The 23,954-nt window shown below is 66.8% G+C and carries 19 protein-coding genes; 10 read left to right on the plus strand and 9 right to left on the minus strand.

Features of this window, described 5'->3' with window-relative positions; genetic code table 11:
• The first annotated feature begins 4 nt into the window (after positions 1–4).
• The 3 genes from hisF to coaA all read left to right on the plus strand — a co-directional run bounded on the left by hisF (position 5) and on the right by coaA (position 2,172).
• Entirely contained in the window at positions 5–781 is a 777-nt protein-coding gene (hisF, locus tag QW863_RS09830) for an imidazole glycerol phosphate synthase subunit HisF (RefSeq protein ID WP_315716785.1), read from the plus strand.
• A 77-nt stretch (positions 782–858) separates the two neighbouring features.
• Positions 859–1,182, plus strand: a complete 324-nt coding sequence (locus tag QW863_RS09835; RefSeq protein ID WP_315716784.1) for a phosphoribosyl-ATP diphosphatase — start codon at positions 859–861, stop codon at positions 1,180–1,182.
• 33 nt (positions 1,183–1,215) lie between these two features.
• A complete protein-coding gene (coaA, locus tag QW863_RS09840; RefSeq protein ID WP_315716783.1) occupies positions 1,216–2,172 on the plus strand; it encodes a type I pantothenate kinase in 957 nt (318 codons plus the stop codon).
• A gap of 48 nt (positions 2,173–2,220) precedes the next feature.
• Here coaA and QW863_RS09845 read toward each other — a convergent pair whose 3' ends face one another.
• The 3 genes from QW863_RS09845 to QW863_RS09855 form a co-directional block, all read right to left on the minus strand.
• A complete protein-coding gene (locus QW863_RS09845) occupies positions 2,221–4,455 on the minus strand; it encodes a PAS domain-containing hybrid sensor histidine kinase/response regulator (RefSeq protein WP_315716782.1) in 2,235 nt (744 codons plus the stop codon).
• A 136-nt stretch (positions 4,456–4,591) separates the two neighbouring features.
• On the minus strand, positions 4,592–5,071 hold the full coding sequence (locus tag QW863_RS09850) for a hypothetical protein (protein WP_315716781.1): 480 nt from the start codon (positions 5,069–5,071) through the stop codon (positions 4,592–4,594).
• Between the two features lie 103 nt (positions 5,072–5,174).
• Positions 5,175–6,713, minus strand: a complete 1,539-nt coding sequence (locus QW863_RS09855) for a YifB family Mg chelatase-like AAA ATPase (RefSeq protein ID WP_315716780.1) — start codon at positions 6,711–6,713, stop codon at positions 5,175–5,177.
• Positions 6,714–6,946: 233 nt separating this feature from the next.
• Here QW863_RS09855 and QW863_RS09860 point away from each other — a divergent pair, with 233 nt between their 5' ends.
• Positions 6,947–8,017, plus strand: a complete 1,071-nt coding sequence (locus tag QW863_RS09860) for a DUF2336 domain-containing protein (RefSeq protein ID WP_315716779.1) — start codon at positions 6,947–6,949, stop codon at positions 8,015–8,017.
• Between the two features lie 19 nt (positions 8,018–8,036).
• Here QW863_RS09860 and QW863_RS09865 read toward each other — a convergent pair whose 3' ends face one another.
• The 4 genes from QW863_RS09865 to QW863_RS09880 all read right to left on the minus strand — a co-directional run bounded on the left by QW863_RS09865 (position 8,037) and on the right by QW863_RS09880 (position 13,551).
• On the minus strand, positions 8,037–8,798 hold the full coding sequence (locus QW863_RS09865; protein WP_315716778.1) for an outer membrane lipoprotein carrier protein LolA: 762 nt from the start codon (positions 8,796–8,798) through the stop codon (positions 8,037–8,039).
• A 196-nt stretch (positions 8,799–8,994) separates the two neighbouring features.
• Positions 8,995–11,466, minus strand: a complete 2,472-nt coding sequence (locus tag QW863_RS09870; protein ID WP_315716777.1) for a DNA translocase FtsK — start codon at positions 11,464–11,466, stop codon at positions 8,995–8,997.
• An 11-nt stretch (positions 11,467–11,477) separates the two neighbouring features.
• Positions 11,478–12,692: an aminotransferase class I/II-fold pyridoxal phosphate-dependent enzyme gene (locus QW863_RS09875; RefSeq protein WP_315716776.1), complete on the minus strand. Its 1,215-nt coding sequence runs from the start codon at positions 12,690–12,692 to the stop codon at positions 11,478–11,480.
• 670 nt (positions 12,693–13,362) lie between these two features.
• Positions 13,363–13,551, minus strand: a complete 189-nt coding sequence (locus tag QW863_RS09880; RefSeq protein ID WP_315716967.1) for a hypothetical protein — start codon at positions 13,549–13,551, stop codon at positions 13,363–13,365.
• Here QW863_RS09880 and bamA point away from each other — a divergent pair.
• The gene (bamA, locus tag QW863_RS09885; protein ID WP_315716775.1) at positions 13,502–16,003 is read left to right on the plus strand and encodes an outer membrane protein assembly factor BamA; all 2,502 of its coding nucleotides are present in this window, start codon (positions 13,502–13,504) and stop codon (positions 16,001–16,003) included. The genes QW863_RS09880 and bamA overlap by 50 nt on opposite strands.
• A 1,165-nt stretch (positions 16,004–17,168) precedes the next feature.
• Here bamA and QW863_RS09890 read toward each other — a convergent pair.
• Positions 17,169–17,927 (minus strand): SDR family oxidoreductase, encoded by a 759-nt coding sequence (locus QW863_RS09890; RefSeq protein WP_315716774.1) that lies wholly within the window; start codon positions 17,925–17,927, stop codon positions 17,169–17,171.
• Positions 17,928–18,113: 186 nt separating this feature from the next.
• Here QW863_RS09890 and QW863_RS09895 point away from each other — a divergent pair, with 186 nt between their 5' ends.
• A complete protein-coding gene (locus QW863_RS09895; RefSeq protein ID WP_315716773.1) occupies positions 18,114–19,640 on the plus strand; it encodes a malonyl-CoA synthase in 1,527 nt (508 codons plus the stop codon).
• A gap of 7 nt (positions 19,641–19,647) precedes the next feature.
• On the opposite strand, the gene QW863_RS09900 is transcribed toward QW863_RS09895, so the two are convergent.
• Positions 19,648–19,905 (minus strand): hypothetical protein, encoded by a 258-nt coding sequence (locus QW863_RS09900; protein ID WP_315716772.1) that lies wholly within the window; start codon positions 19,903–19,905, stop codon positions 19,648–19,650.
• 556 nt (positions 19,906–20,461) lie between these two features.
• Here QW863_RS09900 and sdhC point away from each other — a divergent pair.
• The 4 genes from sdhC to QW863_RS09920 are packed head-to-tail and all read left to right on the plus strand — an operon-like array spanning position 20,462 to position 23,928.
• On the plus strand, positions 20,462–20,860 hold the full coding sequence (sdhC, locus tag QW863_RS09905; RefSeq protein WP_315716771.1) for a succinate dehydrogenase, cytochrome b556 subunit: 399 nt from the start codon (positions 20,462–20,464) through the stop codon (positions 20,858–20,860).
• A 20-nt stretch (positions 20,861–20,880) separates the two neighbouring features.
• A complete protein-coding gene (gene sdhD, locus QW863_RS09910) occupies positions 20,881–21,255 on the plus strand; it encodes a succinate dehydrogenase, hydrophobic membrane anchor protein (protein WP_315716954.1) in 375 nt (124 codons plus the stop codon).
• A 3-nt stretch (positions 21,256–21,258) separates the two neighbouring features.
• On the plus strand, positions 21,259–23,097 hold the full coding sequence (sdhA, locus tag QW863_RS09915) for a succinate dehydrogenase flavoprotein subunit (RefSeq protein WP_315716770.1): 1,839 nt from the start codon (positions 21,259–21,261) through the stop codon (positions 23,095–23,097).
• A 48-nt stretch (positions 23,098–23,145) separates the two neighbouring features.
• Positions 23,146–23,928, plus strand: coding sequence for a succinate dehydrogenase iron-sulfur subunit (locus QW863_RS09920; RefSeq protein WP_315716769.1), 783 nt, complete (start codon positions 23,146–23,148; stop codon positions 23,926–23,928).
• Positions 23,929–23,954 lie beyond the last annotated feature (26 nt).

Consider the following 23,954-nt stretch of genomic DNA (forward strand, 5'->3'; position numbering starts at 1 on the left):
CAGGATGTTCAAGGTCCGTGTCATTCCCTGCCTCGACGTCAAGGACGGACGAGTCGTCAAGGGCGTCAACTTCGTCAATCTGCGCGATGCCGGCGATCCGGTCGAAGCCGCGATCGCCTATGACGCGGCCGGCGCCGACGAGCTGTGCTTCCTCGACATCACCGCCACCCATGAGAACCGCGGCATCATGCTGGACGTCGTCCGGCGCACGGCGGAGGCCTGCTTCATGCCGGTCACGGTCGGCGGCGGCGTGCGCACCATCGACGACATCAAGACCCTGCTGCGTTCCGGCGCCGACAAGGTTTCGATCAATTCGGCCGCGGTGAGCAGGCGCGAATTCGTCAAGGAGGCGGCCGAGAAGTTCGGCGAGCAGTGCATCGTGGTGGCGATCGACGCCAAGTCCGTGTCGCGGCCGGGCGGCGGCAGCCGCTGGGAGATCTTCACCCATGGCGGCCGCAAATCGACCGGCATCGATGCCCTGGAATACGCCCAGGAGGTGGTCGCGCTCGGTGCCGGCGAGATCCTGCTGACCTCGATGGACCGCGACGGCACCCGCCAGGGCTTCGACCTGCCGCTGACCCGGGCAGTCGCCGACAGCGTCCCGGTGCCGGTGATCGCCTCCGGCGGTGTCGGTAACCTCGATCATCTGGTGGACGGCATCCGCGAGGGCCACGCGACCGCGGTGCTGGCGGCGTCAATCTTCCATTTCGGGGAATTTACCATCCGGCAGGCCAAGGAGCACATGGTGCGCCAGGGGCTGCCGATGCGGCTCGATCCCTGACGACATTGCGTCGCAAAAATGTTAGATGAACGCTGGTCCGGCCGCCGTGGTCGGGCAGGCGTTCCGAGTACCGGCTGATGTCCCGCTTCACGCTTCACGACCTGGCTGCCATCATCGACGCGCGCGCCGCGGCGGGCGGTGAGGCGTCCTATACGCGCAAGCTGCTCGACAAGGGCCCGCCGCAATGCGCCAAGAAGATGGGCGAGGAGGCGGTCGAGACGGTCATCGCCGCACTTGGCACCGACCGTGAGCATCTGATCTCCGAAAGCGCCGACCTGCTGTTTCATCTGTTGGTGTTGTTGAAGTCGCGCGACGTCCGGCTCGAGGAGGTCGAGGCGGCGCTTGGCAAGCGGACCGGCCAATCGGGGCTGGAAGAAAAGGCGTCGCGCAAGACGGAGTAGGGCGCGACGGCGGGGGAAACGAAGGGCAGCGTCATGGACATGCGCACCACCGAACAACAATATAATCCGTACCGCGTCTTCACGCGCGAACAATGGGCCGAGCTGCGCAACGACACGCCGATGACCTTGGAGCCCGGCGAGTTCTCCAAGCTGCGGTCGATGCACGATCGTCTCGACCTTCAGGAGGTCGAGGACATCTACCTCCCGCTGTCGCGATTGCTGTCGATGTATGTCGATGCGGCGCAGCGGCTGTACTACGCGCAGCGCCAGTTTCTCGGCATCCGCGACCGTAAGATGCCCTACATCATCGGCGTCGCCGGCTCGGTGGCGGTCGGCAAGTCGACCACTGCGCGCGTGCTGCAGGCGTTGCTGACCCGCTGGTCGCCGCGGCCCAAGGTCGATCTCATCACCACCGACGGCTTCCTGTATCCGAACGCGGTGCTGGAGCGGCAGGGCCTGATGCAGAAGAAGGGCTTTCCGGAAAGCTATGACCTGCCGCGGCTGCTCGGTTTTCTCTCCGACATCAAGGCCGGCCGCCATCCCGTGCGCGCACCGGTGTATTCCCATCTGAGTTACGACATCGTCCCCAATCAGTGGGCCGAGATCGACCAGCCGGACATCCTGATCGTCGAAGGCGTCAACGTGCTGCAGACCGGACCGCTGCCGCGCGATGGCCAGGCCGTACCGGTCGTCTCCGACTTCTTCGACTTCTCGGTCTACATCGACGCCGACGAGGCGATCCTGCGCAAATGGTACGTCAAGCGCTTCCTGTCGCTGCGCGACACGGCGTTCCATGATCCGCGGTCCTACTTCAACCGCTACGCGCTGCTGTCGGACGAGGAGGCCATCGCCACCGCGATCGCGATCTGGGAGCGCACCAACCTGGCCAATCTCGAGGACAACATCCTCCCGACACGGCCGCGTGCGACCCTGATCCTGAAGAAGGGCGCGGATCACGAGATCGAGACGGTGGCGCTCAGGCGGTTGTGAGCGGGGCCCGCGAGCGCGGCGCCGAGCTGATCCGCTCCAACTAATGACCTACGCTGGCACCTGTCGCGCCGCCGCCAGATTCGCCAGCGCCTCGTCGAGCTTGTCGCGATCGATCGGCTTGACCAGGAACCCATCCATGCCCGCCTCGAAGCAGGCGTAACGGTCCTCGACCAGGGCATTGGCCGTGAGCGCCAGGATCGGGGTGCGCCCGCCGGGCTCGCTGGCCTCGATCGCGCGAATGCGCCTGGCGGCGGCAATGCCGTCGAGCTTCGGCATCTGCACGTCCATCAGGATCAGATCATAGGGCGCGCCGGCCGAGCGCGCCGCGAGCCAGGAGTCCAGCGCGGCTTCGCCATGCACGGCGATGTCGGCGTGGTGGCCGAGCTTGCTCAGCAGCGAGCGCATCAGCAGTGCGTTGATGTCGTTGTCCTCGGCGACCAGGATGGACAGTCCCGCGCCGGCCTGGGCCGCGATCGGCGGCGCGATGGTCGGGATCGGATCGTCGGCCATGACCGTGCCGTCGGTGTCGAAGCTCACGCGCGCGGCGAGCGAGGCGGCCCGCAGCGGCTTGACGAGATAGCCGTTGAATGGCGCCCCTGGCGCCAGCTCGTGGCGGCTCGCCGGTGTCACCAGCACGATCAGCCGCGTCGTATGATGTCGCGCGACCCCGCCCACACGCAGCGATTCATCGCCGCCGATGCTGTCGTCGACCAGCACGGCGTGCCAGGCGCGTTCGGGCAGCAGGGCCTCCGCCACCTCGGCCTCGGCGACCAGGCAGGTCTGCGCGCCCCAGTTCTGCAAGCGCCGCTCGATCAGCTCGGCCTGCAGCCCGGCCGGCGCGACCAGCATGATCGACCGTCCTGCGAGATCGGGGCCGCGGAAGCTGTTCTGCTCGCCGCGCTCCAGCGCCGGCGGCAGCGGCACCGACACCTCGAAGGTCGAGCCGGCGCCGAGCGCGCTCTGCAGCGCGATGCGGCCGCCCATCCGCTTGACGATCCGGTCCGAGATCGCAAGGCCAAGCCCGGTGCCGCCGAAGCTGCGCGCCACGCTGTCGTCGGCCTGCTCGAATTCGCGGAAGATGCGCTCCTGCGCGTCGGCTGCGATGCCGATGCCGGTGTCGCACACCTGGAAGCTGATCTCGTTCGGCCAGATGCCGGGCTCGGCGATCAGGGCAACGCCGCCCGTCGCGGTGAATTTGATGGCGTTGCCGGCGAGGTTGAGCAGCACCTGGCGCAGCCGCGCGGCGTCGCCCGTCACCCAGGTCGGCAGCCGCTCGTCGAGATAGGCCGCGATCTCCAGTTGCTTGGCCTGTGCCCGTGGCGCCAGCAGCTCGGTGATCTCCTCGATCAGCGCCGCCAGCGAGAACGGCTGCGCCTCGAGCGCCAGCTTGCCCGCTTCGATCTTGGAATAGTCGAGCAGCTCGTCGATCAGCGACATCAAGGCCTCACCCGAGGTGCGGACCGCCTTGGCGTAGGTCGTCTGCTCCGGCGTCAGTTGCGTCTCGAGCAGCAGCCCGCTCATGCCGAGGATGCCGTTCAGCGGCGTGCGGATCTCATGGCTCGCCATCGCCAGGAACCGCGACTTGGCGCGGTTCGCGGCATTGGCCTGGTCGCGCGCCTCCGCCAGCGCCCGCTCGGTCTCGGTGCGGTCGGTGACGTCGCGGCCGACACATTGCAGCACGGCGGGCTGGCCGGCGTCGGAACGCACCAGCGCCTCGCGCCACGCGATCCAGCGCGGCCCGATCGCGCTCTCGATACGCTGGTCGTGGACGCGCGTGCCGTTCGGCTCCAGCGCGCTGTCGCCCTGCTCGATCAGCTCAAAGGTGAACGCGCTGCCGAGCAGGTTGTCGCGATCTATCCCCGCCATCCGGCAATAGGCGTCGTTGACGAAGATGATGCTGCCGTCGCGCGCGCGCATGACGATGAGGTCGCCCTGCTGCTCGAACAGATTGCGGGCGCGCTGCTCGGCTTCCTGCAGCTCCCAGTTCCGGTCGGCCAGCACCTCGTTGTGGAGCGCAATCTTGTGCATCTTCCTGGCGACGAAGCGCAGCCGCATGCTGAGCGTGGCCAGGCCGACGCAGGCGAGCGCGAACAGGAAGCTGGCGCCGATCGCGAACGTGTGCGGGTTATAGCCGGAGTTGTCGGAGATGCTGGCCTTGATGAAGCCGTACGCGCCGCCGAAGCCGGCGGAGAAGATCATCAGCGAGCGCAGGATGGCGAAGATGGTGCGGTGACGGCGCATGAACCGGCGCAGGCGCAGCCTGACGTGAAAAATCGGTCCCATCTCGATCACCCCCGACGATTTCGATCCCAATGTCATGGCCGGCCCGCACCATGCGGCGTCGGTATTGCTGAGACTTTGAAAGGTCTGCACGCGCGATGAAGCCGTGCTGAGATGGTGAACCGGGCGTTAGCCCGACTCACAGAACCGGATCGGCGGGCGGTGAGTCATGGCCGTGGGCCGAGACGATGAGCGCGGCGGCGTCTCGCGCCGTGGCGTGGCTGGAGCGGACGTGGATGCGATCGTCGGCGTGAGCATCTGCTGCGCTGTCCTTGGCGAGATGGATTCGGGGCACGTCAGGATGCGGATCGGCGGCGATCGCGACGACCGCGGTCGCGGCAGTCATGCCGCAGCCACGATCCTCCTTGGCGAGCACATCGTCGACCACGACGAAATCGGCCGTCTCCGGACTGTCGGCCAGCGCCACGCTGATAGTGGCGAGCGCCGGGTCATCGGTGAAGTCGACATGGAGATCGGCGGTAAACGGCGCCGAGCCGCGCGAGATGCTGTCGGCGCCGACGGCAATGCAGGGCTGCGGGGAGGGCGCCAATTCGAGTCTGGCGATGACTGCGGCCGCGATCAGCGGCACGGCCGAGACAAGGACCTTGAAACGCAACATGATACGCACCGACGGGGCAGGCCTAATGACGGAACGCGGGCCTTATGGTTGTCGGAGCGTAAAGAGAAGTCGTTACCAGAGTGTTGAGGGGGAGGGGGCGCCCTTACGCCGCGTGGCGATTGTCCTCCGCCAGCGCGCGATACGACAGCGCCTCGGCCAGATGCAGCCGGCCGATCGCATCAGTGTGGTCGAGATCGGCGAGCGTCCGCGCCACGCGCAGCACGCGGTGATAGCCGCGGGCGGACAGCCGCATCGTCTCGGCGGCTTCGCGAAGCAGCTTCTGGCCGGGCGCATCCAGCCTGGCGACCTCGTCGAGCACGGCGGCGGGGGCCTCGGCGTTGGTCCGGATGTGTGGCAGGCCGGCCTTGGCATAGCGCTCGCGCTGCAGGTCGCGTGCAGCGGCGACGCGGGCGGCGACCTCGGCCGAGCCTTCCTTGGCGGGCGGCAGGATGAGGTCGGCGGCGGTGACGGCGGGGACCTCGATGCGCAGGTCGATGCGGTCCATCAGCGGGCCGGAGATGCGCATCTGGTAGTCGGCGGTGCAGCGGTCGATGCGGCCGCGCTTGCAGGCGTAGCCGGGCTCGAAGGCGTTGCCGCAGCGGCACGGATTCATCGCCGCGACCAGCATGAAGCGGGCAGGGTAGGTGACGCGGTGGTTGGCGCGCGAGATCGAGACCTCGCCATTCTCCAGCGGCTGGCGCAGCGAATCCAGCACGCGCGGATCGAACTCCGGCAGCTCGTCGAGGAACAGCACGCCCTGATGCGCCAGCGAGATCTCGCCGGGGCGGGCGCGCAGGCCGCCGCCGGTCAGCGCCGCCATGCTCGCGGAATGATGCGGGCTGCGGAACGGCCGTCGCGACGTCAGCGCGCCGCCCTCGATCTCGCCGGCGACCGAGGCGATCATCGAGACTTCCAAGAGCTCCGCCGGCGACAGCGGCGGCAGGATCGAGGGCAGCCGCGCCGCCAGCATCGACTTGCCGGCGCCGGGCGAGCCGATCATCAGCAGATGATGCCCGCCGGCGGCCGCGATCTCGAGCGCGCGCTTGCCGCTCTCCTGGCCCTTGATGTCGCGCAGATCGAGCAGACTGGCGGGTGCCTCCTGGATCTTCGGCTGCGGCCGCGACAGCACCTGCGTGCCCTTGAAATGGTTGGCGATCTGGATCAGCGAGCTCGCCGCGATGATCTGCAGGTCCGGGCTCGCCCACGCCGCCTCGGCGCCGCAGGCGGCCGGGCAGATCAATCCTTCCTCGCGCGCATTGGCGCCGATCGCCGCCGGCAGCACGCCAGCAACCGGCGCGATCGAGCCGTCGAGTCCGAGCTCGCCGAGCACCGTGAAGCCGCCGAGCGCATCCGGCGGAATGGCCCCGATCGCGGCCATCAGGCCGAGCGCGATCGGCAGATCGTAATGGCTGCCTTCCTTGGGCACGTCGGCTGGCGCCAGGTTGACGGTGATGCGCCGCGCCGGCAGCGCCAGGCCCGAAGCGATCAGCGCCGAACGGACCCGCTCGCGCGCCTCGGACACGGCCTTGTCCGGCAATCCGACGATCGCAAACGCCGGCAGCCCCGGCGCGACCTGGACCTGCACGTCGACCGCGCGGGCCTCGATCCCCTCGAAGGCGACGGTGGAAACGCGCTGGACCATGATGCCCCTCCCGGACAAGGAGGCTAGCGGAAGCCGGCATCGTTCGCAAGAACAATACGGGAACATCGTTGTTGCCGCGCTCTGCCGCAATCCATTAACGACAGCCGCGTGGGGTTTCAGCTCCGCCCGCTGCGCTTAACGCCCCTTTAGTCCGGCCTTCGCATTCTTCCTCAATTGATGATCGACCCGCGCCTCCGTCACAGCCGAGGGAGGCGCCCAACGAGGGACGTGCGATGCCTCCAGCGCCTGCGGCAGCTCCGACCGCCAAGACGCCCGCCGGTGATGCGCGGACGGTGTCCGAGCTCGCCACCGACATGCTGCGCCGGACCACCAGCCTGTTCCTGGCCGGTCCGCGGCCGGCGTCCGCCGAGCAGCTCGATCTCTACGATCAGATGTTCGCCCGGCTGATGCCGCAGGTCGCGACCGAGTTGCTCGCCGAGCTGAGCATGGCGCTCGCCGGCGTCGAGCGCGCGCCTTACGCGACGGCGCGGATGCTCGCCGTTCACCCCGAATTGCGCGTCGCCGGGCCGATGCTGGCCAAGGCGGCGGTGCTGACCGAGCGCGATCTCGCCGAGTTCATCCGCACCGGCAGCCCGGCGCATCTCGTCGCGATCGCCAGCCGCAGGGGCATCGGCGACAGCCTCACGACGCAGCTGATCGCGCGCGGCTTTCCGGCGGTGCGCATGGCGCTGGCGCAGAATCTTTCCGCCCGGCTGTCCGAGGACGGCTATCGCAGCCTGTTCAAGATCGCCGAGCGCGACGAGGATCTCGCCGAGAAGCTGGCGCTGCGCACCGACCTGCCGGCCAAGCTGTCGCGGGCCTTCGTCGCCGCGGCCAGCGAGGGCGCCCGCGCCCGCTTCATCAAGGCCGCGCCGCCGGCGACCCGCGCCACCCTGCAGGCGACGCCGACCCGCTCGCCCGGCGCGGCAATGCGCGCGATCTGGGATTATCAGCAGGTCAAGGCCGAGGTTGCCGCCCTCAGCCGGACCGGCAAGCTCGGCGACTCCGCCGTCAACCGCTTCTGCGCCACCGGCGATTTCCCTGCCGTGATCGCAGCGCTGGCGCTGCTCTGCGTCGTCACCATCGAGACGATCGAATCGCTGCTGGAGGAGGACCGCATCACGGACCTGCTGCTGGCCTGCAAGGCCGCGCGGCTCAGCTGGGCGACGACGTCGATGATCCTGCGCGACCGGCCCGGCTGCGACGCGCTTCCGGCCGATGACCTCGAGGAGGCGCGCAAGCGCTTCGAGAAGCTCGCACTGTCAGAAGCGCAATGGAAGGTGCGCGGGCTCGAATCGCGCTGAGCGAGCGCGAGAAGCGGCGTCAGCCCGGCGGCGTGCTCGGATAGGCCGTGAAGTCGATCTTGAACATCGCCGGATCGAGCTTCTTGGTCGTATCCAGATTGTAGACGGCAATCGTGGTGTCGTAGCCCTGCGGATCGGTCACGGTCCACTGCTTGAGCTGGCCGTCCTTGGCGCCGAGCATCAGCATCAGCCGGCTGGTCCCGATCAGGGCCTGCTTCTCCTCGATCGTGATCGTGACGTAGAGGTCGTCGGCGGCGACCGCGATCACGTTGGTGTCCTTCAACAGGTCGATGCGGTCGGACAGCAGATAACGCAGCGGCGTCTGCGACAGCGGATAGACGTCCTGGGTCGCGAGCTTGCGGTCGCGCACCACCAAGGAAGAGCCGTCGGCGATGATGTCGATCGGCGTCGGCGGCTCGTATTCGAAGCGGACCTTGCCGGGCTTCTGGATGTAGAAATCGCCCTTGGTCTTGCTGCCGTCCGGGCCGACCTGGACGAAGTTCCCGACCAGGGTCTGCAGCGACGACAGATAGGCGCTGACCTTGGCCGCCTGCGCCTTCTGGTTGGCGTCGAACGAGGTGAAGATGCTGGCCGGCACGTTGCGCCGGGGATCGGGAATGACCGGGTTGGGCGGGGCCGTCTGGGTGGTCGAGGGGCTCTGGCCGGCCCGCTGCTGGTCGGAGGCGCTGAGCTGGGAGCCGCTCTTCGGGCCTGATTTCGGAGCCGGCGTGCCCTGCGCGGCGGCGTGACCGGACGCACCGGCGACAGAGCATATCGTCACGGCGCAGGCGACCAGCCAAGCGCCGATCCGGCGCCCGCGCCAAGCTGCGTGATACGAAAACGTGCTGTTCAACAAGGAGCTTTTCAAAACGACGTCCTGAGGTTTTACGCGTTCTATCCCGGTTCGGCCGGGCAGCGTGATCGTAATCGCGTGAAGATCGGGCACCGAAGCGGCGTTTCTGCGGCCATCGGGGCCGTCAGAACCCGCCTTCCTCCTCGGGCACCAGGATCTCGCGCTTGCCGGCGTGGTTGGCCTGGCCGACGATGCCTTCCTGTTCCATCCGCTCCATAAGCGAAGCGGCCTTGTTATAGCCGATCTGCAGCCGGCGTTGAATGTAGCTGGTGGAGGCCTTGCGGTCGCGCTTGACCACGGCGACCGCCTGGGAGAACAGGTCGTCGCCGCCGCCACCGCCGCCCATGCCGGTGGCATCGAACACGGCGCCATCCTCCTCGCTCGGCTCCTCGGCGGTGACCGCCTCGAGATATTCCGGCGAGCCCTGTGCCTTGAGATGCTTGACGACCTTCTCGACCTCCTCGTCGGAGCAGAACGGGCCGTGTACGCGGCTGATGCGGCCGCCGCCGGCCATGTAGAGCATGTCGCCCTGGCCGAGCAGTTGCTCGGCGCCCATCTCGCCGAGAATGGTGCGGCTGTCGATCTTGGACGTGACCTGGAAGGAGATGCGGGTCGGGAAGTTCGCCTTGATGGTGCCGGTGATGACGTCGACCGACGGGCGCTGCGTTGCCAGGATGACGTGCAGGCCGGCGGCACGCGCCATCTGCGCGAGGCGCTGCACCGTGCCCTCGATGTCCTTGCCGGCGACCATCATCAGGTCGGCCATCTCGTCGACGATGATGACGATGTAGGGCAGGGGATCGAGGTCGAGCTTCTCTTCCTCGTAGATCGCCTTGCCGGTCTCCTTGTCGAAGCCGGTATGGACGGTGCGCGTCAGCTCCTCGCCCTTGGCGCGCGCTTCGCCCAGGCGGGCGTTGTAGCCGTCGATGTTGCGCACGCCGAGCTTGGCCATCTTCTTGTAGCGCTCCTCCATCTCGCGCACGGCCCATTTCAGCGCGACGACGGCCTTCTTCGGATCGGTCACGACCGGCGTGAGGAGATGCGGGATGCCGTCATAGACCGACAGTTCGAGCATCTTCGGGTCGACCATGATCAGCCGGCACTGGTCGGGCCTGAGGCGATAGACCAGGCTCAGGATCATGGTGTTGATGGCGACCGATTTGCCCGAGCCGGTGGTGCCGGCGATCAGCATGTGCGGGGTGCGGGCGAGATCGATGATGATGGATTCGCCGCCGATGTTCTTGCCGAGGCAGAGCGGCAGCTTGGCGACGCTCTCGGTCGCCTCCTTGGCGACGAGCAGCTCGCGCAGGTACACCTTCTCGCGATGCGCGTTGGGCAGCTCGATGCCGATGGCATTGCGGCCGGGCACGACCGCGACGCGCGCCGACAGCGCGCTCATCGAGCGGGCGATGTCGTCGGCAAGACCGATGACGCGGGACGATTTGATGCCCGGCGCCGGCTCCAGCTCGTACAGCGTGACGACCGGGCCGGGATGCGCCTTGACGATCTCGCCGCGCACCCCGAAGTCCTGCAGCACACCTTCCAGCGCGCGCGAATTGGCCTCCAGCTCGCTCTTCGACAGCGGCTGGCGGTCGGAGGATTTCGGCGCCGCCAGCATCGAGACCGAGGGCAGGTCGTATTTGTCGTTGGCCTTGCGCGCCGGCGTCTTGGCCGCGGGCTTCTTGCGGGCGCGGGGAGCGGGCTCCTCCTCCTCTTCTTCGTCCTCGCCTTCGTCGGCCTCGTCCTGGTCGCCGCCGTCCTCGTCCATCTCGGGCGCGAGCGTCGGCTTGCCGCGACCCAGGCTGGGCTCCTGCCGGCCTGCGGCGGCGGCGCGCGGCTGCGGGCCGGAGGAGACCAGCGCACGATAGGCCGTGCTCAGGAACCAGACGACCTGGGCCTTGGCGCTCATGATGGCGTGGAACACCCAGCCGAGCCGGATCGCCTTGCGGTCGTCGTCGTCCTCGGGGTCGGCCAGCGGCGTGTCGTCGTCCTCATCCGCGAGCAGGCTCGGATCGGCTTCCTTCGCGCCCATGCCGCCGGCCACCAGCAGGCAGCCGATCATCGCAACCAGAAGAAGGGCGCCGAGCACCAGCCGATAGATCACACCGGGCGGACCGAACACCACGGCCGGTGCGCGCACCAGGGCGTCGCCGACGACGCCGCCGAGACCGGTCGGCAGCGGCCAGGCGTGCGAGCGCGGCCAGCAGCTGGCAAAGCCGGCGGCGATGACGGCGCCGAGAATCCAGGCGCCGAAGCGCAGCGCCTCGCGGTCGAACGGCCGGTGCGTCATCATCCGCCAGCCGCGGATCGAAAGCGGCAGGATCGCCATGATCGAGCCGAGACCGAGGATCTGCATCAGCAGATCGGCGCTGATCGCGCCGGGATAGCCGACGATGTTGCGGATGGCGCGCGAGGTGGCGTGGCTCAGGCTGGGGTCCTGCACCGACCACGTCATCAGCGCCGCCGCGGCCACGCCGCACAGCGCGATCAGGCAGAGGCCCGCGAGCTCGCGCAGCCGCCGCACCAGCGCGTCGCGCAGCGACGTCGGCAGGTGGTTGACCAGAGGGATGACTCGTTCGATCGCCGGCATCTGCATCAGCCCCGCGATTATCCCAGGACCTCGACCAGCCGGTGCAACGCCTCACCGGTGGATCCGGCATCCGCCACCAGCGCCAGCCTGATGTAGCCCAGGCCCGGATTGAACCCGTCGGCTTGCGGCCGCGCCAGGTAGCTGCCGGGCACCACGCGCACGCCGGCGTCGCGATACAGCCGCAACGTCACGTCCTCGTCGCCGCCGCGATCAGCCACGTCGAGCCAGACGCAGAAGCCGCCATCGGGACGCTTGTAGCCATAGCGGTTGCCGATGATCTGGTCGGCGAGATCGAACTTGGCGCGGTACAGCCGCCGGTTCTCCTCGACATGCGCCTCGTCGGCATAGGCGGCGACGGCCACGTGCTGCAGCGGCACCGGCACCTGCGGCGCCGCGACGTTGCGCAGCTCGTGAAAGCCCGCGAGGAATCGGCGGTCGCCGGCGGCGAAGCCGATCCGCATGCCCGGCACGTTGGAGCGCTTCGACAGCGACTGGAACGCGACCACGTTGGTATAGTCGGGTCCGGCATGCTCGAGCATGCTGCCGGGCGCCGCCTTCGTGTAGATCTCCGAATAGCATTCGTCGCTGAAGATCAGGAAGCCGTAAGCGTTGGCGAGCTGGACCAGCTTGCGCATGTAGTCCGCTGATGCCACCGAACCTTGCGGGTTGGCCGGCGTCGCGAGGTAGAACGCGATCGTGCGCGCCAGGGTCGCCTCGTCGATCGCATCGAGATCGGGCAGGAAGCCGTTGTCGCGCGTGGTCGGCAGATAGATGGAGTCGCAGCCGGCGGTGCGGGCGCCGACGCCATACACCGGATAGAACGGGTTCGGCATCAGGATCGCGGGCCGTCCGCGGCGCGGGCCGACATGGCGGAGCGCCGCATGGGCGGCGAAGAACAGGCCCTCGCGGCTGCCGTTCAGGACCAGAATCTCGTGCTCGGGATCAACAGCGCGCGGCAGCGCGAATCGCCGCGCCAGCCAGCCGGCGGCCGCCTTGCGGAACGGCTCGATGCCCTTGGCGGCCGGGTAGCGGCCGAACTCGGCGATGTGCTGGGCCAATACAGGCCCGACGAAGTCCGGCACCGGATGCTGCGGCTCGCCAACGGCGAGTGTGATCATCGGCTTGCCCGGCTTGTAAGGGGCGAGCAGCTCGTTCAGCCGCGCAAACGGCGAGCGTTCGCTCTCCGAATGGCTGGCGCCAGCGGGCGCGGGGGATGAAGCGGTCATTGCCATACGTAAAACGCGCGCCAAACCAGTGGAAGCCGCCGATCGCCCATGAACCGGTGCCTGTCTGGTCACCATAGGTGGGGCGAGGTTAAGACGCGATTAACCATCGGCGCTGCCGCCCGTTTTGATCGGTTTTCCCGCCCCGATCCAGAGGCAATTTCGCAACAGCGGCGGACATTGTGGTGATTCGGGTGGGGCGGCGGGAACCGTAGGAGGGCAAGGCGGCCGCCGACGGCGGCGGCCTGCACACCGCCGCGCCGCGCATTCGCGCTCAGACCGTGGGCATGGCGCTGCCGCGACCTCGGATGGAGCCGCGGCACGACCGCCTCCGCCCATCCTACGGGCCATCGGCTCGCGCGCGAGGGAAAACGGGCGGCCCGGTGCGCCGGAATATAAATGGGAATCTACGCGCACCGGGCCTTGGCCGAACTACTTGGGGGCTTAGTTCGGATGACGATCAATTAGCACCCTCGTTTTTCCCTCGTATTGCCAATTTCCGAAGATTTGTAGAATTTGATTTCGGAAGCCACCGAATGCGGCGAGGCCGGGCCGATTGCTTAACGGAGATGTCCGTCTCAGCCGTGGCTTTCCGGTCGCAGCGCGGGCGACGCACTTATTAGCTGCTCATGCCCTCTGCCGCTCGGTTGGCCCGAGAATCTTGTCTGACCGGAAACACTCAGTCACATCCAGCATCATCAGACATTTCACGAAACGAGATCGGCGCATCGCGACCATCTTTGACGGGCATCAGCGATTCCGGTGGCGTGCCGACGAACGTCTGCGCGCCGAGGACTCTGACTTTCGAAAGAGCGTCGATGATGCGTCTGAGACTGCCGGGCGTGCTTGCCCTGATGCTGCTGGCCATGCCCGTTTCCTCGCTGCCCCGCATGGCCGCGGCGGCACCCGCCGTCGCCAGCGCGATCACCGTCGAGGGTAACAGGCGCGTCGAATCCGACACCATCCGCTCCTATTTCAAGCCGGGTCCCGCCGGCACGCTCGATGCCGGCCAGGTCGACGACGGCCTCAAGGCCCTGGTCCAGACCGGCCTGTTCGCCGACGTGAAGATCGACCGGCAGGGCGGCCGGCTGATCGTGCGCGTGGTCGAGAATCCCGTGATCGGCCGCGTCGCCTTCGAGGGCAACAAGAAGGTCAAGGACGAGCAGCTCTCGGCGGAAGTGCAATCGAAGCCGCGCGGCACGCTGTCCCGTCCGATGGTGCAGTCGGACGCGCAGCGCATCGCCGAGATCTACCGCCGCTCCGGCCGCTACGACGTCCGCGTCACGCCCGAGATCATCGAGCAGCCCAACAACCGCGTCGACCTCGTCTTCACCATCGAAGAGGGCGTCAAGACGGGCGTGAAGTCGATCAGCTTCGTCGGCAACAACGCCTATTCCGCCGCGCGGCTGCGCGACGTCATCAAGACGCACGCAACCAACTGGCTCAGCTTCCTCGGCAACAACGACGTCTACGACCCCGACCGCGTCGAGGCCGATCGCGACCTGATCCGCCGCTTCTATCTGAAGAACGGCTATGCCGACGTTCAGGTCGTCGCGGCGCTCAGCGAATATGACCCGGACCAGAAGGGCTTCCTGGTCACGTTCCAGATCGAGGAGGGCCAGCAATACCGCGTCAGCTCGGTGCAGTTCCAGTCGAGCGTCGCGGCGCTCGACGCCAACACGCTGCGCGGCTATTCGCGCGTCAATGTCGGCGCGCTCTACAACGTCGAGCAGCTCGAGAAGTCGGTCGAGGAGATGCAGATCGAGGCCTCGCGTCGCGGCTTTGCCTTCGCCGTCGTGCGTCCGCGCGGCGACCGCAATCTGGAAGCGCATACGGTCGCGATCGTATTCCAGGTCGACGAGGGCCCGCGCACCTATATCGAGCGCATCACCATCCGCGGCAACACCCGCACCCGCGAGTACGTGATCCGGCGCGAGTTCGATCTGTCCGAGGGCGACGCCTACAACCGCGCGCTGGTCGACCGCGCCGAGCGCCGGCTGAAGAATCTCGACTTCTTCAAGGACGTGAAGATCGCGGCCGAGCCGGGCTCGTCGAGCGACCGCGTCATCCTCGTGGTCAATCTGGAGGAGAAGTCGACCGGCGACCTCTCCGTTTCCGGCGGCTATTCGACCACCGATGGCGCGCTGGGTGAGGTCTCGGTTTCGGAGCGCAACTTCCTCGGCCGCGGTCTGTACGCCAAGGCGTCCGTGAGCTACGGCCAATACAGCAGGGGCGTCTCGCTGTCCTTCGTCGAGCCCTATCTGCTCGACAACCGGATCGCGCTCGGCCTGGATGTCTACTACAAGCAGCAGCTGGCGAACAGCTATACGAGCTATGGTGTGACGACGATCGGCTTCAGTCCGCGGCTCGGCTTCCAGTTGCGCGAAGACCTGTCGCTCCAGTTGCGCTACTCGCTGTATCGCCAGGAGATATCGCTGCCGTCCTACTACAAGAACTGCAACAACAACGCCGCCAACAGCCTGCTCGCCTTCAACCCGACCCCGGCCTACATCAAGAGCGTGCTCGGCGGCGTCGATCCGACCAATTCGACCAGCTCGGGCTACTATGGCTGGGGCTGCTACGGCGATGGCGAGTCGAGCCTGCCGGTCCGCAAGGAGCTGAGCGACGGCGCCGCGCTGACCTCTGCGCTCGGCTACACGCTCAGCTACAACACGCTCGACAACAACAAGAACCCGACCGATGGCCTGTTGATCGACTGGAAGCAGGATTTCGCCGGCGTCGGCGGCAATGTCAGCTACCTCAAGTCGGCGGTGGACGCGAAATATTACTCGCCGCTGGTGGCCGACATCGTCGGCATCATCCATCTGCAGGGCGGCATGCTGAACAAGATCGGCGACAAGGATCTGCGGATGCTCGACCACTTCCAGATGGGACCGAGCCTGGTGCGCGGCTTCGCCTCGAACGGAATCGGGGCGCGGGACATCACCTATCGCAGCCTCGGTGCCACCGGCGATGCGCTCGGCGGCACCAAATATTGGGGCGCCTCGGCCGAGCTGCAGATGCCGTTCTGGTTCCTGCCGAAGGAAGTGGGCTTGAAGGGCGCCGTCTATGCCGATGCCGGTTCGCTGTGGGGCTATCAGGGCCCGACCTCCTGGGCGGCGACCGGCGAGGTCAACACCGCGACCTGCAAATGCGGCCTGCTGTACGATGACAGCAAGGTGGTGCGCTCCTCCGTCGGCGTCGGCCTGATCTGGGCCTCGCCGTTCGGCCCGCTCCGCTTCGACTACGCGGTGCCGCTGTCCAAGGGCAAATACGACACCGTCCAGGAGTTCAGGTTCGGCGGCGGCACGTCGTTCTGAGGCGCATAGCGACTGCGCTCTCCCAGAGGTGCGAGACGCTCACCACGCGGGCGGTGCGCTCCCCTCCCCCTGTGGGGAGCGGGGCGGGTACACGAGTCCGCTCTCAATCGGAGTCCGAGCCCCCCAGCCAATAATCCGTCGATCGTGTTCATCGCACTTTGTTGTTCGAGGTCACGCACGCCACCGAATTCAACGCCCGCGGACCCTCAACCCCTCCCCGCAAGGGGGAGGGAGCAGACTGCTGTCGTGGTGATAGCTCGACCAGAATGATGAGGCGGCTGGGGATCATGCCGGCGGTCGATAGCGTGTTGCTCGCCACCGTCATTGCGAGGAGCCAAGCGACGAAGCAATCCAGAGCTACGGCGGGACTCTGGATTGCTTCGCTTCGCTCGCAATGACGGTGGGGCTGCCAGCATCCCTCCCATGCGCAAATTGCCCGTCGTGTTAGTCTGCCGCAGCAATAAGGCTTGCACCGTCGGGCAAATCACCTGCACATTTCCGCACGTCCCTGCTGCCGCATGAGGGGCGCTTCGCGACCGTCACGGATCGTTGGCAGTGGGATGCGATGGGCGTGTGTCGCCGCAGCGTGGATCAGTCTGCGCGGACGAACGGTGATGCACGCACGGTCAAGTCGCGCGGTCCTGACATCCCGATGCTGATGTCAACTCACGTTGAGGCTTTGCTTCGCGTGGGGATGGTGGCCAGACAGCCCGGCGCACCAGGGAGAACGCGAAGCAGCCGTTAAAACCGTTGCGCGGGGAAGGCCGGGCGTTCTCGGCCAGACCTGTGGTACCTGCCGCCTGCATTTTCTTTCGCAGGCGGGCCACGGGCGCGGCCAGCGCCCGGCCTTCCCTGCGCCCTCTGTTTGAGGGGCGACCAAATTCAGCACAGCTCGGGCGCGGATGCGTCGCGGGGTGAACACATACGTATTCAACTCTGTCTTGAAGGCAACGCTGCCAACGCCAACCTCCGCCGTCGTCCCTGCGAACGCAGGGACCCATAACCACAGGGTTCAGTTGTTTTGCACGGGACTCGCCGCCTGCCTCCTACAACAATCACGCGGTATGGGTCCCTGCGTTCGCAGGGACGACACCGGTAGCTGGGCATCACCTCGATCTTCATGACCCGCGCCGACACGATTGCCGCAACCGATATCCAGCCCCGCTCAATCCCGGTTCCCCGGCGTCTGGATAAATCCCCGATTCCACGTCGGACTGATCAGGATCTCGTTGACGCACACCCGCGGCGGCATGTTCGCCACAAAGGCGATGGTGCGGCCGAGGTCTTCCGGCTGCAGCATCCGCGCCCGCTCCTCGGCGCTCGGCACCACCGGGCGCTGCTGCAGGATCGGCGTGGCGACCTCGCCGGGCATCAGGCAGCAGGCGCGCAGGCCGTTGACGCATTCCTCCATGTTGAACGAGTGCGTCAGCGCCAGCACCGCGTGCTTGGTCGAGGTGTAGGCCGGTCCCGGCATCTTCGAGACATGACGTCCGGCCCAGGACGAGACGTTGATGATGGTGCCGTCCTGCTGCGCCCGCATCGCCGGCAGCACCGCCTTCATGCAGTAGAGCACACCGTTGAGGTTGATCTCGACCAGCTGGTTCCAGCCCTCGATCGTCAGGTCGTCCCAGCGCCGCTTCGGCACGTTGACGCCGGCCGAGTTGACCAGCAGATCGATGCGGCCATGCCGCGCCAGGATGGCATCGGCCGCGGCCTGCACGTCGGCGGCTTTGGCAACGTCGAGCTCAACGGCCTCGGCCGTGCCGCCCGCCGCGGCAATCTTGGCCACTACGGCCTGGAGCGCGGCCGTGCGCCGGCCCGAGACGATCACCGTCCAGCCGTCGGCCGCGAGCGCCAGTGCGCCGGCCTCGCCGATTCCGGTGCCGCCGCCGGTGATCCACGCGATCCGTTTTCCCTTGACCATATCCCAGCGTCTCCCGTTGCCTTCGAAAGGGCGTTTTTGCTAGAGCAGCCTCGATCAGAGATGGCGACCGTGGTGATGGCGATGTCACCGGTCTTGTTCGCTGTCCCGGCCCTTTTCGTCTTCGTCGAGCATGATGTTCCGCCGGCTGGCACTGCCGGCCTGCCCATGCTCCCAGGGGAATGTTGCATGAACCAAGCCGCCAACGCCAATCTGTTCTCCCGCCTGTTCGATGGCCTCGACGATCCCAGCCGCCTGGCGATCGAGACCCATGACGGCCAGCGCATCACCTACGGCGACCTGATCGCGCGGGCAGGGCAGATGGCGAATGTGCTGGCGGCTCGCGGTGTCAAGCCGGGCGACCGGGTCGCGGCGCAGACCGAGAAGTCGGTGTCCGGCCTCGTGCTCTATCTCGCCACGGTCCGTGCAGGCGGCGTCTATCTGCCGCTCAACACCGCCTATACGCTCAACGAGCTCGACTATTTCATCGGCGACGCCGAGCCGACCGTCGTCGTCTGCGATCCGGCCAAGGCCGAGGGCATCGGCGCGCTGGCGGCCAAGGTCGGCGCCAAGGTGGAAACGCTCGATGCGTCGGGCAGGGGCTCGCTGACCGAGGCGGCCGACAAGGCCGACAAGGCGTTCACCACGGTGCCACGCGGCGCCGATGATCTCGCCGCCATTCTCTATACGTCCGGCACCACCGGTCGCTCCAAGGGCGCGATGCTGTCTCACGACAATCTCGCCTCGAACTCGCTGACCCTGATCGACTACTGGCGCTTCACCAAGGACGACGTGCTGATCCACGCGCTGCCGATCTATCACACCCATGGTCTGTTCGTGGCCAGCAACGTCACGCTGTTTGCGCGGGCGTCGATGATCTTCCTGCCCAAGCTCGATCCGGACCTGATCATCGACCTGATGGCGCGCGCCACCGTGCTTATGGGTGTGCCGACGTTCTACACCCGGCTGTTGCAGAACCCGCGGCTGTCCAAGGAGACAACCAGCCACATGCGGCTGTTCATCTCCGGCTCGGCGCCGCTGCTCGCCGATACCCATCGCGAATGGTTCGCGCGGACCGGCCATGCCGTCCTCGAGCGCTACGGCATGACCGAGACCAACATGAACACGTCGAATCCTTACGAGGGCGAGCGGGTGCCAGGCGCGGTCGGCTTCCCGCTGCCCGGAGTCTCGGTGCGCGTCACCGATCCCGAGACGGCCAAGGAGCTCGCGCGCGACGAGATCGGCATGATCGAGGTGAAGGGCCCGAACGTGTTCAAGGGCTATTGGCGCATGCCGGAGAAGACCAAGTCGGAATTCCGCGACGATGGCTTCTTCATCACCGGCGATCTCGGCAAGATCGACAAGCAGGGCTACGTCCACATCGTCGGCCGCGGCAAGGACCTCGTGATCTCCGGCGGCTTCAACGTCTACCCGAAGGAGATCGAGAGCGAGATCGACGCGATGCCGGGCGTGGTCGAGTCCGCCGTCATCGGTGTGCCGCATCCTGATTTCGGCGAAGGTGTCACGGCGGTCGTGGTGCGACATCCGGGGGCCGATGTCAGCGAGGCCGGCGTGCTCAAGGGTCTCGACGGCCGACTGGCGAAATTCAAGATGCCCAAGCGCGTGTTCGTGGTCGACGAGCTGCCGCGCAATGCGATGAGCAAGGTGCAGAAGAACGTGCTGCGTGATCAGTACAAGGACATCTATACGAAGTGACGGCGGCCTAGCGCCGGCGCCCGATCGCCAGTCCTACAAGCGCGGCGAGCGGCGGCGCGGCGCAGATCAGCACGAATTCGAGCACGGCGAGCGAGGCAATCTCATGCTGGATGGCCAGCGCGAGACAGGCGGCGAACAGGCCGGCGGCGGTGAAGCCGAGCACGCAGGTCAGGGGCTCCTCGACGGGCTCGTGCGACGACACCTTGCGCGCCGGCAGCGCCGCCGGGCGTTCAGTGGTTGTCGGTCGGACCGTCGGCAGCGGCATCGAGGCTCCCTGCACCGCGTCTGTTGCAACTCGCCTGAGACTAGGCCGCTTCGCCGGGCGGCGACATGCGGCAAAAACGACCGGCGGAGGGGCCCGTGCGCGGCGAGGAACGCGGGAGATCGAGGGAGATTTGCTGCAGCGCAGGCGGTCGCAACGCAGGTTGTTGCTCCGCGAATCGCTCCGGGCAGGTTTGCAGAATCAACAGATGGCGCTGGCGCTTGCCGCGAAACCGGCTTGGTCAGGACCGTAGCTAAGCGGTGAATCAATGCTCGACAGTCGGCGCTATTTGACAGTCTCGCCGCGTTGGTCATGGCCTTGGTGAGGACTTAGGAATGAATAATAGTTCGCCGCATCCGGGCGCGATCGGTTTCTGGTATACCACGGCGGCCATTGATCCTTTTGCGATCGGTCGCCTAGGACTGAATCGCTGTTCGGATTTGGGCGATTTGTTCGTTGCAACGCCTGTTCCTTCTCCGTAAATAAAGCCCGCCTTGCCGATCCACACGGCCGCAAGCCCCTTCCGTTCACGGCCCACAAGAAATCATCAAAGCAACCAATGACAGCCAGGATCGAACGACCGCTTTCGCCGCATCTGCAAACCTACCGCTGGACGCTGACGATGATCCTCTCGATCGTCCATCGCGCCACCGGGGTTGCATTATATTTCGGGACGCTGCTGCTGGCCTGGTGGTTGATCGCCGCCGCGTCCGGTCCCAGCGCCTACTCCTACGTCCAGGGCTTCATGGGCAGCTTCCTCGGCCGCCTGATCGTGTTCGGCTACACCTGGGCGCTGCTGCACCACCTGCTGTCCGGCATCCGCCACTTCGTCTGGGACCTCGGCTACGGCTTCAAGGCCAATGAGCGCGAGGCGCTCACCTGGGGCGCCCTGATCGGCGGTATCACCTTGACCGTCCTGGTGTGGATCGTGGCTTACGCAGTGGGAGGCGGCCGATGAGCAACGCACACGCGAAATCGATGCGCACCCCGCTCGGCAGGGTCCGCAACCTCGGCGCAGCGCATTCCGGCACCGGCGATTTCTGGCGCCAGCGGCTCACCGCCGTCGCCATGACCCTGCTGATCGTGCCGGTCGTCGTGGTCGTGATCATGCTGCTCGGCCGCAACCAGGCCGGCGCGGCGCAGATCCTCGGCTCGATTCCGATTGCGGTGATCATGCTGCTGTTCGTGATCGCGAGCTGCTGGCACATGAAGATCGGCATGCAGGTCGTGATCGAGGACTACGTGCACAGCGAGCCGCTCAAGCTCGTCGCAATCATGGCCAACAACTTCTTCGCGGTGACCGTGGCGCTCGCCTCGATCTACGCCCTCATCAAACTGTCCACTGGAGTCTAGCCTATGGCCGGCGGAGCAAATGGCAGCGCGAATGGCGCGCCCGCGACGAACGGAAAAGCCTATCCGATCGAGGACCACACCTATGACGTCGTCGTGGTCGGCGCCGGTGGCGCGGGCCTGCGCGCCGTCGTCGGCTGCAGCGAGGCGGGCCTGCGCACCGCCTGCATCACCAAGGTGTTCCCGACCCGCTCGCATACGGTGGCGGCGCAGGGCGGCATCTCGGCCTCGCTCGGCAACATGCACCAGGACGACTGGCGCTGGCACATGTACGACACCGTCAAGGGGTCGGATTGGCTCGGCGACCAGGACGCGATCGAATACATGGTGCGCAACGCGCCCGACGCCGTCTACGAGCTCGAGCATTGGGGCGTGCCGTTCTCGCGCACCGAGGACGGCAAGATCTACCAGCGGCCGTTCGGCGGCATGACCCTGGACTACGGCAAGGGACAGGCGCAGCGCACCTGCGCCGCCGCCGACCGCACCGGCCACGCGATGCTGCACACGATGTACGGCCAGTCGCTGCGCCACGCCGCGGAGTTCTTCATCGAATTCTTCGCCATCGACCTGATCATGGACGACCAGGGGGTCTGCCGTGGCGTCATCGCGCTGAAGCTCGACGACGGCACCTTGCACCGCTTCCGTGCCCAGACCACGATTCTGGCCACCGGCGGTTACGGCCGCGCCTACGCCTCCTGCACCTCGGCGCATACCTGCACCGGCGACGGCGGCGGCATGGCGCTGCGCGCCGGCCTGCCGCTGCAGGACATGGAGTTCGTGCAGTTCCACCCGACCGGCATCTATGGCTCCGGCTGTCTGGTGACCGAAGGCGCGCGCGGCGAGGGCGGCTATCTCGTCAACGCCGAGGGCGAGCGCTTCATGGAGCGCTATGCGCCGTCCGCCAAGGACCTCGCCTCGCGCGACGTCGTCTCCCGCGCGATGACCATCGAGATCCGCGAAGGCCGCGGCGTCGGCCGGAAGAAGGACCACATCTTCCTGCATCTCGACCATCTCGATCCGAAGGTGCTGGCCGAGCGTCTGCCCGGCATCTCCGAATCGGCCAAGATCTTCGCCAATGTCGACGTGACGCGCGAGCCGATCCCGATCGTGCCGACCGTGCACTACAACATGGGCGGCATCCCGACCAACTATCACGCCGAGGTGCTGACCAAGAGGGACGGCGACGACAACGCCATCGTGCCCGGCCTGATGGCGGTGGGCGAGGCGGCCTGCGTGTCCGTGCACGGCGCCAACCGGCTCGGCTCGAACTCGCTGATCGACCTCGTGGTGTTCGGCCGCGCGGCGGCGCTGCGGCTGGCCGAGAAGCTGACGCCGAACGGCAAGCAGCCGGACCTGCCGAAGGACTCCGCCGACAAGGCGCTGAGCCGGCTCGATCACTATCGCTACGCCTCCGGCGGCACGCCGACCGCGAAGCTGCGCGAGAGCATGCAGAACGTGATGCAGACCAACTGTGCCGTGTTCCGCACCGGCGAGGTGCTGCAGGAAGGCCATAACCTGATCCACAAGGTCTATGGCGGCATCGGCGACATCGCGGTGTCCGACCGATCGCTGGTGTGGAATTCCGACCTGATCGAGACGCTCGAATTCGACAATCTGATCGCGCAGGCGGTCGTGACGATGGACTCGGCCGTCAATCGCACCGAGAGCCGCGGCGCCCATGCGCGCGAGGATTTCCCGGATCGCGACGACAAGGACTGGATGAAGCACACGCTGGCGTGGATCGACAGCAAGGACGGCAAAACCACGATCGATTACCGCCCGGTGCACAACTACACCATGACCAACGACGTGCAGTACATCCCGCCGAAGGCGCGCGTGTACTGATCGCGTGTGACCTGAGCCCGTCCGTCAAACCCAAAAAGGCCTTCCGAAATGGCTGAGTTCGCACTTCCGAAGAATTCTCAGATCACCGGCGGCAAGACCTGGCCCAAGCCGGCCGGCGCCACCGAGGTCCGCGAGTTCAAGGTCTATCGCTGGAATCCGGACGACGGCAAGAATCCGAGCGTCGATACCTTCTACGTCGACGTCAACGATTGCGGCCCGATGGTGCTGGACGGGCTGATCTGGATCAAGAACCACATCGATCCTTCGCTCACCTTCCGCCGCTCCTGCCGCGAGGGCGTGTGCGGCTCCTGCGCGATGAATATCGACGGCCAGAACACGCTCGCCTGCACCAAGTCGATGCACGACGTGAAGGACGGCGCGGTCAAGATCAATCCGCTGCCGCATCAGCCTGTCGTGAAGGACCTGGTGCCGGACCTCACCAATTTCTACGCGCAGTATGCCTCGATCGAGCCGTGGCTGAAGACGACCTCGCCGACGCCGCAGAAGGAATGGCGGCAGAGCCACGAGGACCGCGAGAAGCTCGACGGCCTTTACGAGTGCATCCTGTGCGCCTGCTGCTCGACCTCGTGCCCGAGCTACTGGTGGAACAGCGAGCGCTATCTCGGACCCGCCGCTCTGCTGCAGGCGACGCGCTGGGTCAAGGACAGCCGGGACGAAGCCACCGGCGAGCGGCTCGACAATCTCGAGGACCCGTTCCGGCTGTACCGCTGCCACACCATCATGAACTGCGCGAAGGCCTGCCCGAAGGGGCTCAACCCCGCCGAGGCGATCGCGGAACTCAAGTTCAAGCTGGTCGAGCGGCAGATCTAGCCTGACGGGCGGCTTTCGATCTCACC

The sequence above is a fragment of the Bradyrhizobium sp. SZCCHNR1017 genome (assembly GCF_032381375.1).
GTDB lineage: Bacteria > Pseudomonadota > Alphaproteobacteria > Rhizobiales > Xanthobacteraceae > Bradyrhizobium.

Coding starts and splice junctions, on each gene's coding strand:
- coaA (WP_315716783.1), top strand. CDS start 1,216: ATGGACATGCGCACCACCGAACAACAATATAATCCGTACCGCGTCTTC.
- QW863_RS09895 (WP_315716773.1), top strand. CDS start 18,114: ATGAACCAAGCCGCCAACGCCAATCTGTTCTCCCGCCTGTTCGATGGC.
- QW863_RS09890 (WP_315716774.1), bottom strand. CDS start 17,927: ATGGTCAAGGGAAAACGGATCGCGTGGATCACCGGCGGCGGCACCGGA.
- hisF (WP_315716785.1), top strand. CDS start 5: ATGTTCAAGGTCCGTGTCATTCCCTGCCTCGACGTCAAGGACGGACGA.
- sdhD (WP_315716954.1), top strand. CDS start 20,881: ATGCGCACCCCGCTCGGCAGGGTCCGCAACCTCGGCGCAGCGCATTCC.
- QW863_RS09835 (WP_315716784.1), top strand. CDS start 859: ATGTCCCGCTTCACGCTTCACGACCTGGCTGCCATCATCGACGCGCGC.
- sdhC (WP_315716771.1), top strand. CDS start 20,462: ATGACAGCCAGGATCGAACGACCGCTTTCGCCGCATCTGCAAACCTAC.
- QW863_RS09900 (WP_315716772.1), bottom strand. CDS start 19,905: ATGCCGCTGCCGACGGTCCGACCGACAACCACTGAACGCCCGGCGGCG.
- QW863_RS09855 (WP_315716780.1), bottom strand. CDS start 6,713: ATGGTCCAGCGCGTTTCCACCGTCGCCTTCGAGGGGATCGAGGCCCGC.
- bamA (WP_315716775.1), top strand. CDS start 13,502: ATGATGCGTCTGAGACTGCCGGGCGTGCTTGCCCTGATGCTGCTGGCC.
- QW863_RS09850 (WP_315716781.1), bottom strand. CDS start 5,071: ATGTTGCGTTTCAAGGTCCTTGTCTCGGCCGTGCCGCTGATCGCGGCC.
- QW863_RS09880 (WP_315716967.1), bottom strand. CDS start 13,551: ATGGCCAGCAGCATCAGGGCAAGCACGCCCGGCAGTCTCAGACGCATC.
- QW863_RS09875 (WP_315716776.1), bottom strand. CDS start 12,692: ATGGCAATGACCGCTTCATCCCCCGCGCCCGCTGGCGCCAGCCATTCG.
- QW863_RS09920 (WP_315716769.1), top strand. CDS start 23,146: ATGGCTGAGTTCGCACTTCCGAAGAATTCTCAGATCACCGGCGGCAAG.
- QW863_RS09870 (WP_315716777.1), bottom strand. CDS start 11,466: ATGCAGATGCCGGCGATCGAACGAGTCATCCCTCTGGTCAACCACCTG.
- sdhA (WP_315716770.1), top strand. CDS start 21,259: ATGGCCGGCGGAGCAAATGGCAGCGCGAATGGCGCGCCCGCGACGAAC.
- QW863_RS09845 (WP_315716782.1), bottom strand. CDS start 4,455: ATGGGACCGATTTTTCACGTCAGGCTGCGCCTGCGCCGGTTCATGCGC.
- QW863_RS09860 (WP_315716779.1), top strand. CDS start 6,947: ATGCCTCCAGCGCCTGCGGCAGCTCCGACCGCCAAGACGCCCGCCGGT.